The following is a 17621-nucleotide window of genomic DNA, read 5'->3' on the forward strand; positions in this document are numbered from 1 at the left end:
TACGATGCTCTGCGATGGTTAATGTTTAGTAATGTGATGGGCGTTGAGGCAAGTATGACGATGATTGAAATTGAACGCCCGAAAGAGCTAGCGCGCTTACGTCGCCTTGCTCTGGCTGCACAAGGGTTACTGCAAGCTCAGCCTTTCGGGCGCGGCTTAGCCGGAGCTCGTGAAGCGATTAATCACCTGGGCTATGTCCAGATCGACACCATCTCAGTGGTCGAGCGAGCCCATCATCATGTTGTTCACTCCCGTGTGCCTGGGTTCAAGCCAGACATGATCAACCAGTTGTTGATCGATAAAGACATCTTTGAATATTGGGCGCATGCGGCGGCTTTTTTGCCCATCGCTGATTTTCGTTTTTCCTTACCGTACAAACATGCACTCAAAAGTGGTCAAACGCATTGGTTCAAAAACCCTGATAAGAAGTTTATGGGTGAGCTGTTGGCTCGCATAGAGTCAGATGGCCCGCTGCGCTCCCGAGATCTGGAGACCACTACCACAAAACGTTCAGGTTGGTGGGACTGGAAGCCTGCCAAAAAGGCGCTGGAGCAGTTGTATATGCAGGGTGACCTCATGGTCCGCGACCGCGAAGGTTTCCAAAAAACATATGACTTAACCGAGCGTGTATTGCCATCGCACGTAAATTTAAAGATGCCCTCTATGGAGGAGTTTGCGACGCACATTATAGACCAGCAGTTACGCTGCCATGGGCTTGCCTCGCTTAAAGGATTTACCTATCAGCGTCGCAACTCTGAATTACGCAACACTGTGAAAACTCTGGTGAACGAAAGGTTGGCACAGGGGGATCTGGAAAGGGTAAAGGTGAGAAGTGGAGAGGTCTTTATCGTGGAAACAGGCGCGCTTGAGCGCCCACTGCCGCGGTTGAGGAACCACATGCTGATTCTTTCGCCGTTCGATAACAGTGTCATTCAACGGGAACGGCTCAATGCACTATTTCAATACGAATATCAGTTGGAATGTTATGTACCTGAAGCCAAGCGTCAGTATGGCTATTTTTGCTTACCGCTAGTTTATCGCGATGCATTTATTGGGCGCATGGATTGTAAAGCCCATCGAAAAACCAGGCAGCTAGAGATCAAGTTTTTACATTTTGAACCACACACGTTTGATGAGGGTCTAGTCGTTACCGCTTTTGTAGAAGCCATCAGACAGTTTTGTCATTTTCAACAGTGTGATTCAGTGTCTTTGACTAACGTTCATCCAGAGCACCTCTCCCAGCGTTTGCGCAGCGCGCTAACAGCTCTAGGATGAGACCAAGCAGAGATACAGGGAAGCGGCTAATGTCTAATAAGTCACTGCTAAGGCAAGACTTTTCCGTGGAGCTACGACATTAGGTAAATAGATATGTCTCAACAGTCGCTGCTTATATTGCTGGCAGATGCCATCTTGGTCATCCATGTGCTGTTCGTGGCCTTTGTAGTGCTTGGTTTGTTGGCCGTTTATGCGGGCTATTTTTTTAACTGGCACTGGGTACGTAACCGAGTATTTCGCATCATTCATCTATGTGCCATTGGCTATGTGGTGGTGCAGTCCTGGTTAGGCATGGTTTGCCCTTTAACCATCTGGGAAATGGCGCTGCGGGCTGAGGCTGGGGTAGATACCTATTCAGGCGCCTTTATTCAGTATTGGCTGCATAGTCTGCTGTATTTTACTGCGCCAGAGTGGGTGTTTATGCTGGTTTATACGGCGTTCGGTAGCTTGGTTTTAGCAAGCTGGTTTGTTGTACGGCCTAATGCACGCCTTTGTTAATACGTATTAACGCTAAGCTGCTAGTCTGTTTACACCGCCCAGTCTCAGTGTTCCAGACGAACTATTCCAGACGAACTACTCCAGTCCAACTACTCCGGCTCAACTACTAAGGAAAAATCATAATGCTGACTTTTATCATCACTGCAGCGATCATCGCTATTATCGTGTTTTATGTCATCTCTATTTATAACCGCCTTGTCGCGTTACGAAATCGCTTCGGGAATGCCTTTGCACAGATTGAAGTGCAGCTGAAGCGACGGCACGATCTTATTCCTAATTTAGTAGAAACAGCCAAGGGTTATCTCAACCATGAGAGGGAGACGCTGCAATCGGTGACTGAAGCACGTAATACCGCTGTGGCGGGGTTGAAAGCAGCCGCTGAAAACCCTGGCAGCGCTAAGGCAATTGCTGATTTAGGCAGTGCCGAAGGGGCGCTCACTCAGGCAATGGGGCGGCTCAATGTGGTCATGGAAGCCTATCCGGATCTGAAAGCCTCTCAAAACATGCAGCAGCTGTCAGAAGAGCTCACCAGCACTGAAAACAAGGTAGCCTTTGCGCGGCAGTCATTTAACGATGCGGTGATGCACTACAACACCTACCGCCAGAGTTTCCCTCCGGTAGCGGTGGCTGGCATGTTTGGCCATGGTCAAGATGCTTCCCTGTTAGAGTTTGAAGACAGTGCCCAGATCCAAGTGGCGCCTAAGGTGTCGTTCTAAGTAACAACCCAAGGAAAGCGAGACATGGATTTTTTCACGGCTCAGGATCAAGCCCGGCGCAAAACCGGGCGACTGGTTGTCTTGCTGGTGTTGGCAGTGCTGGCCCTGATTGTGGTGACAACGTTAGCCGTCGCCGTTGCGCTTTATCTAATGGGGGGGCAATCCTCAGCGCAAGCGGATCTTTCTGCTCAAGGAATGCTGTCCGCATTATCGGTTGAGCTGGTGGCCGGTGTGGCTGTTGCGGTGTTGGCCGTTGTGGTGTTGGGCGGTCTTTTCAAACGAAGCCAGCTAAGGCGTGGTGGCCGCGCAGTGGCTGAGGCGCTAGGCGGCCGCGAGATCAATCTTAATACTCGCGATGCTGATGAGCGTCGCATTCTCAACGTGGTTGAAGAGATGGCTATTGCCTCTGGTACGTCCGTGCCCTCTGTTTACGTATTAGAGGAGGAGAGCATCAACGCCTTTGCTGCAGGCTACCAAACCAATGATGCCGTGATTGGTATTACCCGTGGCACCATCCGTAACCTTAATAGGGATGAGCTGCAGGGCGTTGTAGCCCATGAGTTTAGCCATATTCTACATGGTGACATGCGGCTGAATATGCGCTTGATTAGCATATTGCACGGCATTCTAATTATTGGCTTTTTGGGCAGCATGCTACTGCGTAGTATGCGTTTTCGGCGGGTCGGTGGTGGTGGCAAGCGCGATAACTCAGGCGCCGTTGTTTTAGCCTTGGGGGCAGCGCTGATGGTGATCGGCTACGCCGGCACCTTCTTTGGTAATTTGATCAAGTCGGCGGTCAGTCGACAGCGCGAATATCTGGCGGATGCATCAGCGGTGCAATATACCCGTAACCCCCAGGGAATTGGCAATGCGCTAGTTAAAATCGGCGCGAACAGTCAGGGCTCTTACCTGCAAGCGACCCAAACGGCTGAATTTAGCCACCTGTTTTTTAGCCAGGGTATGCGAGTAGGCTTTAGCCAAATGATGGCGACTCACCCGCCGTTAAAAGACCGCATCAAGCGTGTTATGCCGGGGTGGGATGGTAGCTTCGAGGTCACTTCACCCACGCCGCATGCTGAAAATGACGCACCAGAGTCAGCAGAAAATGAGCGCCCTGAAGCGGGGCTAAGAATGGGGGTAGGAGTGGGGCCGTTAACGGGCACAGGCGTAGGAACGCTGACGGCGGTGTTAACCGCCGCCTCTGTTCAAACGGCTATCGGTTCCATGGGCCAGCCTGACCAGCGTCACCTTGCCCAGGCCAGGGCAACGCTAGACGCGTTACCTGAGAGGATTAGAACTGCCGCTCATGAGCCCTATGCCGCCCGGGCGTTAATGCACGCGCTATTGCTTAGCCAGGATCAAACAATGCGCCAGCATCAACTAAAGGTATTACAGCAAGTTGCGATACCCGATGTTTACCAAGCGCTGATGGAGTATGGCCCTGACGTATTGAAGCTGGACATAGCGCTACGCCTGCCGCTTATTGAGCTGGCGCTGCCCGCATTACGCTCGCTTTCAATGCAGCAGGCCCAGCACTTTCGCCTATGCATGGAACGGCTGATTGAAGCAGATGGCGAGGTTAGCCTGTTTGAGTGGACGCTGTATCAGCTGCTGCTCAACAACCTGAGCGAACAGAGCAGCGGGCCTGCCAACCTTAAGTTAAATGACCTGCAGCGGGAATGCCAAATGCTGCTGGCGGTACTTGCCGCCGCTGGTCAGGATGACGCTGATGAAATAAGCGCTGCTCTCAACGCCGCTGAAAGCGAGCTGCCGTTTAGATTAACAGCCACTGACGATGTCAGCGATATGCGCGGGCTAAGTTTGGCGGTTGAGCGTTTACGGCGCTTAAAGCCTTTGCACAAGCCTGCGCTACTGCAAGCGATGGCGCGCTGTATTGAGCACAGCGGGCGTATTCTACCTGCCGAAGCCGAGCTGTTCCGAGCAATGGCTGATATCCTCGATTGCCCAATGCCACCGCTGTTATTTGATAAACCATTAGATGTTAATGAAGCTTAGTTGGCCTCGTTATCGCTCAATATACTCCAGCACATCAAAGTGATCACAGCCGGGTAAATCCAATAGCTCTACTTGAACATTGGCAGTGCGTAGCGCCGTTACAAAATCATGCCCCTGCTGGCGAAACGTGGGTGGATCTTGTTCGGCAATCACTACTTGGCAAGGGGGAAGTGCATTCAAGTCAGCAAACTGAGGGCTTAATGCTCGTGCCTGGGCTTGGTCCAAGCCCAGGGGATTGTTTACATAGGTACCTACGAGCGGGATTAGGTCATAAACGCCGCTAATCAATAGCAGTTTATCAATGGGGCGCTGGCCACTCGCCGCGACCCAGTACGCCAACTGCGCGCCAGCGCTATGGCCACCCAGTGTGATTGATTCCACCCCGCCTTTATTGGTGAGTGCGTTATAGACTGCTTCTAGCCCCTGAGTGCATTGCTTAATCATGGTGGTGATAGAGGTTTGTGGTGCCAGACCATAGCCTAGGGAGGTAAAGGCGATTCCCTTGGCCAAGTAACGCTCGGCGAGAAAATCGGTGGCCGTGTTATCCAGCTCCTGCCAGTAGCCACCATGGATAAACACCATGAGCGGCCACGGGCCATCGCCTTCGGGCACAAACACGTGTTGGCAGGTCGCCGGGTCATCGCCAACATTCAGTGTCATTGGTTGATAGCGTTCTACTAGGTCGTGCCCAAAGGCTGCTTGGCGCACCAGTGTCGCTTCGAAGTCCCGAGCAAAATGGCTGGGGGAGTAGGCGAGATCCAGGGGCGTTTGTGTCATCGTGTTTGCTCTTGGTTAGGTAACCGCGCCGCGTACGTGGAATTTAGGGCTTCGGTACTCGCCGCTTTCGATGACCTCGCGGAAGTGCTGCGCGGCCTGCCACACATCCTCGAAACTCAGATACAGCGGAGTAAAGCCAAAGCGCATTAATCCGGGTTCCCGGTAGTCGCCGATAACGTTACGGGCAATCAGTGCCTGAACAATGGCATAGCCGTTTTGGGTATCCACCAGCGATACTTGGCTACCACGTTGGTTGGCTATTGGCGTTATATCTTCAATACCGTGGGCAGTGAAAATATCGGCTAAGCACTCACGGAACAGATCACTCATCGCCAGGCTTTTGGCGCGTAAAGCCTGCATATCCACCTCGTTCCACATGACAAGCGACGCTTCTAATGCCGCGTAGGTAAGCGCTGAGTGCGTGCCGGTGCGAAAGCGTGAAATATCACTAGCGGGGGTATAGTCGGCTTCGAATGCGAAAGGGGCTGCGTGGCCGTGCCAGCCTGAAAGGGGTTGCCAACCGCCGCCTTGGCAATTGCCATGTACGTATAAGAAAGCGGGCGCGCCGGGGCCACCATTAAGGTATTTATAGGTGCAACCCACTGCGTAGCGTACACCGCTACCGTTAAGGTCTATCGGTAGTGCGCCCGCCGAGTGGGCGAGATCCCAGATGACTTCCGCGCCATGGTCATGAACTAGTTGAGTGGTAGCGGCCATATCGCGCAATTTACCGGTGCGGTAGTTCACCTGGCTAAGCACGACGACAGCAACGCCTTCCAGGTGCTCAGCTAAGTCGCCTCCTTCGGGTAAAAATCGGTGCTCCGAGCCACTTACCCGGCAATAGCCTTGGGCGATATACCCATCGGTAGGGAAGTTGCCTCCTTCGCTAAGTACTGTACGTCGGCCTCCCGTATCCTGACCAAGGACATACCCTAGCAATTTGAATATATTCAGGGTGATATTATCGGTAACGCTAACTTCACCTTTTTTTGCACCAAGGATGGGCGCAAGAAGGTTACCAAGGCGTTCGGGAGCATCGAACCAGCCCTGGTTCCAACCCTTGATCAGTTCATCCCGCCACTGATCTAGGGTGTCATCCACTGCCTGCTTGGCTGCTCTCGGTTGGGCTCCTAGAGAGTTGCCATCAAGATAGAGGATGCCTTCAGGCAGGGCGAAATGTTGCTTGAAATTGGCTAGGGGGTCCTTTTGGTCCCATTCACGAACACTATCCAGGCTTACACTCATATCGACACTCCAAAAAATCCGAACCAGTTTATCAAGGTGACAAGCGACGCTGTGCTGGCGTTTAAATCGAGGTTCTGGCGCTCCACAACTCAGGAAAGAACTGTAGATCTAGCGCCTTAACCAGGTAGTTCACGCCGGATGTTCCGCCTGTGCCACGTCGGTAACCAATGATACGTTCGACGGTCTTCATATGATTGAATCGCCAACGCTGGAAGTTGAACTCGACATCGACCAGTTTTTCAGCGAGTTCGTATAAATCCCAGTGTTTCTCGCTGTTTTGATAAATTTCTGTCCAGGCTGCCTCTACCTCATGGCAGGCGACGTAGGGGATGCTCCAATCCCTTTGGGTCTTGTCTTCAGGAATCGCGAAGCCACGACGTTTAAGTAGTTGAAGAACAATATCGTAAAGGCTGGGTGAGTTGAGCGCTTCGGTAAGTTTTTGGTAGTGCGTTGGTTTTGAGCGGTGCGCTTCGATCAACTTGGCGTTCTTATTACCCAGTAAAAACTCAATTTCACGATATTGATAGGACTGGAAACCTGAGCTTTGCCCTAGGCTATCGCGGAAGCTGGCGTAGTCAGCCGGTGTCATGGTGACCAACACTTCCCAGGCTTTGATCATCTGCTCTTGAATTCTGGAAACCCTAGAGAGCATTTTGAATGCCGGGCTGAGGTTATCATTTGCGATATGCCTAGCCGCTCCATGCGCTTCATGCAGGCATAGTTTGATCCATAGTTCGGATACCTGATGTATGACAATAAACAGCAGTTCATCGTGTTGATCAGAGGCTGGATTCTGGCAGGCTAGTAAGGGTTCCAAGTCCAGGTATTGGCCGTAACTGATATCCTGGTCCCAGTGGATGTCTTCGTTATCAACGCTGTTATTGTGATGAGTTGTCATTATCTTATGTTTCCTCTTCCACGGTATGGTGAGTACCAGGTGTCGCTTTTTTCAATGCTTGGCTTTGAGGTTCTCCCAGATCCCAGAAGATGCCAGCGGCTAATATCAGGCCTTGTTCCACAATGGTTTCGAGTAGATGCTCATCCGGCGCGTGTTGGTTGCAGGAGGGGTACGAGTGGGGCAGCCATACAGTGGGTAGCTTCAGCACGTCCGAAAAGCAGTGATTAGGAATTGTGCCACCCAGATTGGGTAAAATATATGCGGCCTCTCCCAGGCTGTTTTCTGCTGATTTAGCCACAAAGCTTACCCAGGGGTGGCTGGGATCAAGCCGGGTAGCCGCGTAGCCACCAGTGTGTTGAATGGTGACGGCCTCAAACCCATGGGCGTCCAGATGTTGGCGAAGGCGGCTTTCGATGGATTGCCATTCAGTGCCTTTGACAAAGCGCAACTGCACGATTGCTTCAGCGCTTTCAGGGATCGCCCCAACTGGTTTATCGGTTCGCCCAGCGCTGAAGCCAACAATTTCAAGTGTGTTGGCACCATACAGACGCTCGCCATCGGTTAGCTCTGCTTCTCCCCAGGCAGCGTTGATCGAAGGATCGGTATCTCCACCGCCTACTGGCAGTGTACGCACAAGCTGGGCAACGTCCTCTGGGATGGCAGGTGCTTTAAGGAAAGCGACCAGAATCTTACCGCGGGGAGAGAGCAGTGACGCCATGGCGTTACATAGCACAGTGGCAGGGTTGGTGATGACTCCCCCCCAATTGCCTGCATGGCGACCGCCGTTCCCGGTGGTGACGGAGAGCTTTAATTGCACAACACCGCGTGATCCTAAAAACAGCGTAGGCATGTCGTGGCGAATTCTGGGGCCATCTGAGGCTAGGAAAAGATCAGCGTCAAGCGCTTCACGATAGAGACGACAGGCGTCTTCCAGCCCTGGGGAGCCTATCTCCTCGCTCATTTCAAACAGTATTTTAACGTTGTATCCTAACCGCCCTTGGCGTGCATCAATAACCGCTTCAAGTGCTGCCAAATTAACACTGTGCTGTCCTTTGTTATCGGCAGTGCCACGGCCATAGACCCGTCCCTCGCGAAATGTCAGTGTCCAGGGGTCGATATCTTCAGACCACTTCTCCTCTTGCCCCTCAGTGACATCGCCATGGCCATAAAGCAGCAGAGTGGGAAGCGCGAGGTCCTCAATTCGTTTTCCAATTAATAAGGGAGGATGCCCAGCTTTGGGATTTTCGATCACTTGGCAGCTAAAACCCAACTTGGCCAGCGTCGGCGTTATCTCATCGGTTAAGTAGTGGCGGAGAATCTCGCTGCAGGAGGGGTCTTGGCTGATGGTGCGGCTGGCGACTCTTCTAGCCAGGGAGTCGTAGAAGTGGCCGCTCGTCAGTGTACGGCCTGCTAAATGGAGAGCCAGCTCCCGTCCTGCAAGATGCGTTTGAGTCATTGTGTGACCTTATCAGTGACCTTTGTAACTTAGTAGAGATGCTGTGGCGTTATTAAGGGTAGTTAAAGGCAGAGTAGACCTTGCCTAGGTTTGCAACAATCATTAATATCTCAAAGTATCTTTCTAATCATTAGAAGTCTTGTGACTGTAGAAGCGCGATTTCTCAGTGTTTTTTCCAGACGTTTTTGAGCAACGCAGGGTGCCGTGATGCAGGAGCTGAATCTACGTTACTTTCAAAGTGTTGCTAAAACGGGCTCGTTATCGGCGGCGGCGGAAGATCTGCATGTCGCCGTTTCGGCGGTCAGCCGTCAGATCACTAACTTGGAACAGCGGCTGAGTATCAAGCTGTTTAATCGTCAGCCTCGCGGGATGCAGTTAACCGAAGCAGGCCAGCTTCTTCAGGCCTACGCGTTGCGTAATCAGCTAGAAGTCAGCAGCGTGATTGCAGAAATGCAGAACGTGATGACGCGTCAGCAGCAAAGAATCACCGTGGCCTGCCCAGATGGTATGGCTTGGCACTTTCTGCCTAGCGTCATCTCAAGCTTTATCACCCAATACCCGGAGACGCGATTCAACCTTCATGTTGTGGAGTCCACCCGAGCATCGGAGCTGGTGAAAGAGGGGGAGGTGGATATAGCACTTACGTTTAGCCTCTCGCCGGACATCGGCGTTAAGGTTATTTCAAGCCACAATGCAGCGATTAGCGCGTTGATGTCCAAAGAGCATCCACTGGCACATAAAGACGTACTGTATGTAAAGGACTTAAGTCACTATCCGCTGACCATGTCGTTAAACGGATCAACCATGCGCTACTTGTTTGATGTGGCGTGCAGTTTATCCGGTATCCAAGTACTACCTAGCTTTTCGTGTGACTCGCTGGGGGCGACCTACACCATGGTTAGCGAGCACCCCAATATGATTGGGCTTTGCAGTGCCGCTGCGGTAAGCGGTAAAACTGACAAGGAGGGGTTAGTGCTTAAACCGCTGCAGGAACCACAGTTGTCGCTGCGCAGCCTGCAAGTACAAGTGATGGCTGACCGCCACTTACCCGCCAATATTGAGGCATTTCTTGCCTTTTTGGAGGAACGGCTGGCAGCAGTTTGCCGATAAACATGCGTTTTCTAGCACCCTTATACGCGGCAAAATGCCTGAACGATGTTAATTGCCCAGGCATTTTTGTGGTGTCACTCCTAACTGGCGATTGTTAACCTAGGTCTCGTCGAGGGCTAGAATGGCCCGTAATTGATGGCGACGGCAATAGCGACAAATACTCCCCCCACCACTACCCAAATCATCACCAGCGGTAGTGCGAACTTAAACCACTCCACATAAGAGATGCGGGCTATGGCTAAGCAGGCCATCAGTGTGCCCGAAAGCGGCGTAATAATATTTGTTACCGCATCACCCAGCTTAAAGGTGATAAAGGTGGATTGACGCGTCACCTCAAGCATATCGCCGATGGGGATCATGATGGGCATCACAATGGCCGCTTGGCCGGTGCCGGAGGTAATAAGTCCGTTAAACGCTAGGTTAAACAGGTACAAGAGCTCCATAGCCATGATTTTCCCATGTCCATCCAGGGTGCTAGCAACGCTATGTACAATGGTGTCAATAAGCTGAGCTTGTCTAAGCAGCACAATCACGGCGGCGGCTACCCCCACCACTAGCGCTCCATACATTACCTCGCTTGCGCCCCCTATCAGTCTTTTTACAAAATCGTTGGGGGTGATGCGACAGATGATGGCCGTGGCAACACCAAGCATAAGAAACGTTGCAGAGAGCTCGGTGATACCCCAGTTAAAATTAAAACCACCGTAGAGGAAAAAACCAATCGAGGCGGCAAACAGTGCCAATACCAGTTTGTGCGGAACAGTGAAGATCGGGAGTTCTTCAGCGTGTTGATTAGCCTCGCGCCCTATAAAGGCTTCTTGTTCCATGATGCTATTCGAGGGGTTGGCTTTTACTTTCGCGGCGTAACGGCAGATATAAGCAGTTGTAATGGCTAGGAAGGTAACGAAAATAACGCTGCGATATACAAAGCCTGAAAATAGGGGAAGCTCGGCAAGTGTCTGGCCGGTTACCGTTACCACGGGGTCGAATACGCCCCCTGCGAAGCCTGCATAGGCGCCCAGAAAAATCATCGCCATGCCGACAATGGGGTCTAGGTTCAGTGAGCGGGCCAGGAAAAGCCCAATAGGGATAAACGCGATGGCCAAGTTCGGTGCAATGCCCACCGATGAAAGGACTGCAAAGGTCGCGCAGAACACCAGAATAAGGATATTCTGCCTTCCCTTGGCAAGGCTGATAAGCCGGTGTATGCCAGAGCTGATTGCCCCGGTGGACTCAATGACCTTGAGTACACCGCCTACCACCAGAATCAAGAAAATAATGGTGGATGCACCCACTAATCCCTTATGAATAGCGGTGAATATGTCCATCACTCCCAGGGGGGCTGCACTGATATAGCGGAAGCTGTCGGTGTCCACTAGAGTGAGCCCGTTATTCACTACTCTCTCATAGCTACCGGCGGGGATAATATACGAAGCCAGAACGATTAGAATCATAAACCCGAACAGAATGACAAACACATCCGGCATGGGGAGTTTTTTCCGGACTCCATCAGAGGGGGCTTTCTCTTTTATATTTGCCTTGATAGACATTGTTATCTCCGCATTAGGGGGGCGCTATTTATTTAAATTTATAAGGATTTTTATACATCATTACTGATAACGGTTGGCCATACGCAGCAGTAGCCTGTAAAGCTGTGCTGTATAAGGGCTCAACTGAATGAAGAAGGGCGCGGGTCTCACCTGGTGATATCTTGCTACATAAGCATTGCTATTGTTGTTTGAAGCCAAGCTAGCAAGGAAGGTGTCTGAGAACAATTGTGGATTTATCAAACGTATTTTCTGATTTTGGCAATTGATAGCGCTAACCAATCCCCTTAGTGAGGCAGCAGGCGCATATTTTGCTACAGCATCACCAATGCGTCGTTGAGCTATGTTTACCACTTAAACCATGCTCGAGTGTAAGGGCGAATTTGGCGACTCTGGTTGAGGTTGAGCCACTACCCTACGGGTTCACGGTGCTGCTCATAATGGTAAATAAAAGTGTATGTTTTGGCGTTGAGGGAGTTGCTAAGAGATGGATGAAACGGAGTCCTTAAACCGAGCGATTAATGAAGAAGTGGCGCTCTTTCCTTACGATACTGCTTGGCCTGCGCAGTTTGAGAAAGAGCGTGACCGACTTATAGAGCTATTTCCGACTACATTTTTAGCGATCGAGCATATAGGCAGTACGGCTGTGCCAGGGTTATCGGCCAAGCCGATAATCGATATCCTGGCGGGTGTAGATTCAATGTCCCAAGCTGATGCTTTAATGGAGCCACTGTGCCGTTCGAAATATGCAACATCCATGGAATACAACGCCTCGTTAGTGGGGCGGCGCTGGCTGATGCGCTGGGCTGACGGGCGTAGGACACATCATTTGCACCTGATGGTATATGGCAGCCCGGAATGGAATCTGCGCTTGGCATTTCGTAATCGCCTTCGCGAAAGTGCTGAGCTAGCGCAGCAGTATGAGATGAATAAACGACTGTGGGCGTCAGAGTTTAAAAAAGATCGAGAGGCCTATACGGCTGCGAAGGGTAGTTTTATTCAACAAGCATTGAACAAGGCCGGCCCCTCAATCTAGCTAATGAGATAAGTGTTGGTTGTTCACATAGCGTTAGACTGGCTCCGGTGTCGGTACTACCCCGAGCGCTACTTGTAATTCATCAACCAGCGCTTCAATTTTGTGTAGCGCCTCTGCAACAGAAGCGGCCAGTAGCTCGCCGCCAACTTCCTGGCCTTCGATAGCGATGTAGTGGAGGCGGGTAATGCCGATAAACTCAAGTGCTGTGGCCAAGTTTGGTTCCAGGTGGTTCATGTGGGCCATTTCCCCACCGGGGTTAAAGCCTACTCCACCCCTCGCGGTAAGGATGACGGCATGCCTTGGCCGATCAGAGAGCTTCGGAATGTAAGGGTCGACTGGGTTGCTCTCATCAATATCCACTGTTCGGCCAGCGCGCACTATCTGGTCGACCCACGCCTTGAGGTGAGCTGGCATGCCGAAGTTATAAAGCGGTGTGCCTATTACCAGCACATCAGCAGCAATTAACTCATCTACCAGTTGATCGCTTTCTACTAGCGTCTCCTGCATCCAGGGTTCACGACGCTCTTCGGGCGTAAACGCAGATGCAATCCAGTCGTGGTTAATAAAAGAGGGTGGGTTCTGGCCTATATCTCGATAGGTGACGCTGTCCTTGGAGCTACGGGAGCGCCACTGGCGGACAAACTGTTGAGTAAGGTTACGGCTATGTGAGCCATGATTATCAGTGCCGGCAAGGCCAGGGCGAGCGCTGGCATCGATATGCAGGATATGTGGCATGACTAAGCTCCTTTCTGAGTTAAATTCATCTATGATTAACAACGCACTCAGACTATGTTCTAGCTATTCAGGCGACAAACGATCATTTCTTCCAGTTATAGATGAGTAAAACTCACTCATGAGCCATCGCAGATTACCCTCACTGTCGGCGCTTCGAGCTTTCGAGGCTGCTGCCCGTCACGAAAGTGCCAAGCAGGCCGCGCAGGAGCTATCCGTTACTGCCACAGCGATCAGCCATCAAGTCCGGGGACTGGAAGAGGCGCTGGGTATTACCCTTTTTCTACGTAAGCCCCGGCAACTGGAACTGACTCCCCAGGGCCGTGAATTACAGCAAGTGTTGGAAACTGCCTTCGACAGCATCAGTCAGGCAGTCGAACGTATGAGTGCTGCGCCTACTCGTCAGTCGGTGACGCTCTCCACTACACCTGCCATAGCGGCGCGCTGGTTGCTGCCCTGGGTATGTATGCTGCGTGACTCCCATCCAGGTATTGACCTGCGCATTCACGCTACGCATGAGCCGGTAGCACTGGATGGTGTAACAGCAGACCTGGCCATTCGCTATGGGGACGGTCACTGGCCAGGTCTAGTGGCGGAGAAACTATTGGATAACACCTTTATTCCGACTTGTAGTCCGCGCCTTGGCCTGCACGATATAGCGCAGCTGCCTTTGCACCCGTTGATTCACTTCCGTCCTCAAGGAGCGGTGTCTGCGCCACTAAATTGGAGCATCTGGCAGAAACATGCGCAGGTTCCTGGGCTGGACGTGAATGCCGGGCTGGTGTTTTCCGACGAGACACACGCTATTTCGGCCGCTATCGGTGAGCAGGGTGTTGCGTTGATGAGCCGCCAGTTGATTGAGGACGAGTTGATGGAAGGGCGGTTGGTACAGCCATTTGGGCCGGAACTGACAGGCAAGTCTTTCTTTCTGGTGTATCCAGAAAGTCGCCAGCATGACCCGAGCATTATCGCTATCCGGGACTGGGTAAGAGTAGTGCCGGGTGGGCTGTGTACGTTATCACGTTGATAAGTTGAATATCGATTTATACCGTTATCTTAAGTGGTGTGTAGCACGCGAAATCTAGTGCCTGTTAACTATTCAAATTCAAAGCAGAGGTTAGCCCGGCGCACGGATTATATGACCTTCAACTCGTTTTTCTCTTCCCAGTGGTACTTTTTCTTTTCCCATAGCTCTTTCTAGTTTTGGTTACACGCTTTGCAGGGCCACCGGCTTCGCCTTGAGCGGTTTGTAAGCTGTAACGCAGCTTCCCGGCATCGCTATGGGTAAGCAGGTCACGTAAGTCTTCCAGTAACGCCTGTTGGAAGGCATTGGGGTCATCCTGCTGTTCAGAAATCGCCCTCAGGCGCTGCTCCCATAAGGCGGTGCGCTCGGGCGTGCTGACGGCCCTGGGTAGGGCGGCAATGAGTGCACAGCCTAGCTTGGTGGCGCGTAGGGCTTTTTGCTGGCGCACCAGATAGCCACGCTGCACCAGGGTTTCAATGATGCCTGCACGGGTAGCTTCGGTACCTAGGCCGTCAGTGTCGCGCAGGGTACGGCGGACGGCGGAGTCATCCACATAGCGACCAATATTCATCATCGCCTTGATCAGGCTGGCATCGGTGAAGGGCTCCGGCGGGCGGGTTTCCTTCTCTTCAACGCCTGCGCCTAACGCTTGGCAGGGTTCACCTTGGGTCAGTGGCGGTAATGGGGGCGTGTCGTCGCGGGTAGTGAATAGCGGTTTCCAGCCGTGATCAAGAATGCTCTGGCCGCGGGCGCGAAAGGCTTCATCCAGCAAGGTGAACTCTGCTTTTACCTCAAACGTACGCAGCGGGCGGTAGAACTGTGCCATGACGTTGCGCACCACCAGCCGAAATACATGCCCTTCGGTGGCAGAGAGTTGGCTGAAGTCTGCGGGCTTTCCGGTAGGTGCTAGGGCATGGTGCGCGCCCACTTGCTTGTCGTTCCAGGCCTTGGAGCGCAATGTAAAATCCGCCCCGTTTAGCCACTGGCGTAATGTGTCGTCGTTTTGGCAGGCGCTGCTCAGGCTGCGTTGAGCAAGCGCTAGGTGCTCTTGTGGTAGGTAGCGGCAGTCGGAGCGGGGGTAAGTAATCAGCTTGTGCTGCTCGTAAAGTCGCTGGCAAATATCCAGCACCATCTGTGCGGAAAGGCCGTGGCGCCGGGCGGCATCTACTTGTAAGGCGGAAAGCGAGTAGGGCAGTGGTGGTGCCTGACGCTTTTCCTGTTGATCAAGCGTGGTCAAGGTGCCGCTTGCGCCGGGCAGCCTTGCTGCTAACGCATCAGCAGGGGTGCGATCTATGAGGCGCCCTTGGTCATCCAGTGGCTGGTGTTCTTTTGGCGCCCACCATGCACGCAGTTGCCCTTGGGCTACCTGTAAATCTACCCATAGCGGGTAGAACGGGTGGGGTTTGAAATCGCGAATGGCGTTGTCGCGACGCACAATCAAACCCAGTACCGGGGTTTGCACACGACCTACGGAGAGCACTCCATCGTGCCCGGCTTGGCGGCCGGTGAGCGTCCAGGCGCGGGTTAAGTTAATGCCATATAACCAGTCAGCACGGGAGCGAGCTTGAGCCGCTTGAAATAGCGGCTGAAACTCTGCATTAGATCGCAGGCTAGCGAGCGCACGGCTGACCGCCGGACGGTTAAGATCGCTAATCAGTAGTCGCTGCACTGGACCGCGGTACTTTAAGTGCTCAATCACTTCCTGAACCAACAGCTGGCCTTCGCGATCCGGGTCGCCTGCGTGTACCACGCTGGTCGCTTGTTTGATCAGTTTACGTATTACCGCTAGCTGGCCACGGGCTTTGGGGCGGGGCATGAGTTTCCACTGCTGCGGCACAATAGGAAGCCTGTCCAAGCGCCACTGTTTATCGGCTGGATCGTAGGCCTCTGGAGCAGCTTGTTCCAATAAATGACCAAGGCACCAGGTCACCGTAGTGTCACCGCACACAATCGCGCCCTCTTGGCGTTTGGCACTGCTGGGTAGTGCCTCAGCAATGGCGCGGGCAAGGCTGGGTTTTTCGGCGATAATCAAGCGCATGCGAAGCTGGGCCTTAAGGTCTATTTGAGATGCGCCTATGGTAACAGAGACAGATAAAGCGTTTGAGTCTGGGGTTGTGATAACAGGTGTAGGCGACTGCGTCATGCAGTCGCCTGATCATGGCACTGTTAAAATTTAAGCTCCACTCCGATACCGTAAAGATCATCGCGAGACCGGTTGTCTAGCTTAATTCGATCAATATTGTATTCAGCATATATTTTGGCTCTGGGCATCAGTTGATATGAAACGCCGAAAACGTATTCATCTACTCGAGTTCCTTCTGAGGCTAAGTTATCTTCACCTTTTTCTTTGTTATAGCCAGCCATCACTAAGAACTCACCTAGTTGATAGGCACTGGCCAATTCATAGAAAGTTGATGAAAACTCCTCATTGTTACCTGCCTGCATGGATTTATGGCCACCAATAGCACCTAAGTAGAGCGAGTTGTGTTGGTAGCCAACACCGACCCCCCAGCTGGTTAGGTCGCCCAGTAAAGGTGTGGTGCCCTGAAAACTCTGTCGCTCGTAGGCCGTAACAAGGTCCACCCCCATATCGGCACGGTAGCGAGCAGAAAAGCTATATTGGTAGTCTCGATGTCCACTCTCGGTTTCACGAGGACGTCGTTCGTCTTCAAACACATAGCTTGCGCGAAGGTCCCATCTGTCATAATTGAGGCCTAACGTGAGCTGGTCATCTTTTTTGCTTTCAAAAGACTTGATACCGTTAATTCTATTCCCATTGGCTGCAGAGCCAAAAAGCTCGAAAATATCAGTGACATCGACAAGTTGGCTAGTTGGGCTTTTGGTTCTTCCAATCGCCATTTCAAGTTGATCGCGATAGCTAAATCCTAGCCATGCATAGCGTACGTCTAGGCTATCAGTTTTAGCGTCGTTTTCATCTTCAGCGTTAAATTGCCATTCTAATTTTCCTAGTAAATCAACGTCTTCTGATAAATGGTATCTAAACCAAGTGCCCAGACGTGCTGTGCCATCACCACCAAAATTTAAGCGTTGTGCTTTGTCCTGTTTGTCATATTTTAACGCACCAGCTTCATATTGAACTTTGCCGGTAATGTCCACTCTGCCGTCGTCTCCATTATAAATAGTTGCTGCATTCGCTGTTTGGATAGCTAGCGTAGATATAGCGATAATGGCTAATGTTTTTTCCATTTTTATGTCACTCGTTTAAATTTAGACAATAAGGGGCTATTCCCTTAATAAAGTATTAAGGGAGTAGTGAATGCTTTTTACGCT

At 51.9% G+C, this 17621-nt stretch carries 15 protein-coding genes; 7 read left to right on the top strand and 8 right to left on the bottom strand.

All coding sequences use genetic code 11. From position 1 onward, the window contains the following. Positions 1–54 precede the first annotated feature (54 nt). The 4 genes from CPA45_RS01210 (at position 55) to CPA45_RS01225 (ending at position 4505) form a co-directional block, all read left to right on the top strand. The gene (locus CPA45_RS01210; RefSeq protein ID WP_244287506.1) at positions 55–1275 is read left to right on the top strand and encodes a winged helix-turn-helix domain-containing protein; all 1221 of its coding nucleotides are present in this window, start codon (positions 55–57) and stop codon (positions 1273–1275) included. A 93-nt stretch (positions 1276–1368) separates the two neighbouring features. Beyond that, a complete protein-coding gene (locus tag CPA45_RS01215; RefSeq protein WP_096649569.1) occupies positions 1369–1773 on the top strand; it encodes a DUF2784 domain-containing protein in 405 nt (134 codons plus the stop codon). Positions 1774–1895: 122 nt separating this feature from the next. Continuing rightward, on the top strand, positions 1896–2489 hold the full coding sequence (locus tag CPA45_RS01220; RefSeq protein WP_096649571.1) for a LemA family protein: 594 nt from the start codon (positions 1896–1898) through the stop codon (positions 2487–2489). Positions 2490–2513: 24 nt separating this feature from the next. Continuing rightward, on the top strand, positions 2514–4505 hold the full coding sequence (locus tag CPA45_RS01225) for a M48 family metallopeptidase (RefSeq protein WP_096649573.1): 1992 nt from the start codon (positions 2514–2516) through the stop codon (positions 4503–4505). Positions 4506–4514: 9 nt separating this feature from the next. Here CPA45_RS01225 and CPA45_RS01230 read toward each other — a convergent pair whose 3' ends face one another. The 4 genes from CPA45_RS01230 to CPA45_RS01245 form a co-directional block, all read right to left on the bottom strand. Beyond that, entirely contained in the window at positions 4515–5282 is a 768-nt protein-coding gene (locus CPA45_RS01230; RefSeq protein ID WP_096649575.1) for an alpha/beta hydrolase, read from the bottom strand. Positions 5283–5297: 15 nt separating this feature from the next. Then, a complete protein-coding gene (gene kynU / locus CPA45_RS01235) occupies positions 5298–6527 on the bottom strand; it encodes a kynureninase (protein ID WP_096649577.1) in 1230 nt (409 codons plus the stop codon). Between the two features lie 61 nt (positions 6528–6588). Then, positions 6589–7425, bottom strand: a complete 837-nt coding sequence (kynA, locus tag CPA45_RS01240) for a tryptophan 2,3-dioxygenase (protein ID WP_096649579.1) — start codon at positions 7423–7425, stop codon at positions 6589–6591. A gap of 4 nt (positions 7426–7429) precedes the next feature. Further along, positions 7430–8881 carry a M20 family metallopeptidase gene (locus CPA45_RS01245; RefSeq protein WP_096649581.1) on the bottom strand — a complete coding sequence of 484 codons (1452 nt, stop codon included), beginning with the start codon at positions 8879–8881 and terminating at the stop codon, positions 7430–7432. 207 nt (positions 8882–9088) lie between these two features. Between CPA45_RS01245 and CPA45_RS01250 the strand changes: the two genes are divergently transcribed. Then, positions 9089–9991, top strand: coding sequence for a LysR family transcriptional regulator (locus CPA45_RS01250; protein WP_096649583.1), 903 nt, complete (start codon positions 9089–9091; stop codon positions 9989–9991). Positions 9992–10107: 116 nt separating this feature from the next. Here CPA45_RS01250 and CPA45_RS01255 read toward each other — a convergent pair whose 3' ends face one another. After that, a complete protein-coding gene (locus tag CPA45_RS01255) occupies positions 10108–11541 on the bottom strand; it encodes a YfcC family protein (protein WP_096649585.1) in 1434 nt (477 codons plus the stop codon). A 484-nt stretch (positions 11542–12025) separates the two neighbouring features. On the opposite strand from CPA45_RS01255, the gene CPA45_RS01260 reads away from it, so the two are divergent. Next, complete coding sequence (locus CPA45_RS01260) at positions 12026–12574, top strand: GrpB family protein (protein ID WP_096649587.1); 549 nt, start codon at positions 12026–12028, stop codon at positions 12572–12574. Between the two features lie 33 nt (positions 12575–12607). On the opposite strand, the gene CPA45_RS01265 is transcribed toward CPA45_RS01260, so the two are convergent. Then, positions 12608–13309: an FMN-dependent NADH-azoreductase gene (locus CPA45_RS01265; protein WP_096649589.1), complete on the bottom strand. Its 702-nt coding sequence runs from the start codon at positions 13307–13309 to the stop codon at positions 12608–12610. Between the two features lie 118 nt (positions 13310–13427). On the opposite strand from CPA45_RS01265, the gene CPA45_RS01270 reads away from it, so the two are divergent. Beyond that, entirely contained in the window at positions 13428–14333 is a 906-nt protein-coding gene (locus CPA45_RS01270) for a LysR substrate-binding domain-containing protein (RefSeq protein WP_096649591.1), read from the top strand. Positions 14334–14451: 118 nt separating this feature from the next. On the opposite strand, the gene CPA45_RS01275 is transcribed toward CPA45_RS01270, so the two are convergent. Beyond that, positions 14452–16368, bottom strand: coding sequence for a DNA topoisomerase III (locus tag CPA45_RS01275; protein WP_096650201.1), 1917 nt, complete (start codon positions 16366–16368; stop codon positions 14452–14454). Positions 16369–16496: 128 nt separating this feature from the next. After that, entirely contained in the window at positions 16497–17537 is a 1041-nt protein-coding gene (locus CPA45_RS01280; RefSeq protein WP_096649593.1) for a porin, read from the bottom strand. Between the last annotated feature and the right edge of the window lie 84 nt (positions 17538–17621).

The sequence above is a fragment of the Vreelandella nigrificans genome (assembly GCF_002374315.1).
Classification (GTDB): Bacteria; Pseudomonadota; Gammaproteobacteria; order Pseudomonadales; family Halomonadaceae; genus Vreelandella; species Vreelandella nigrificans.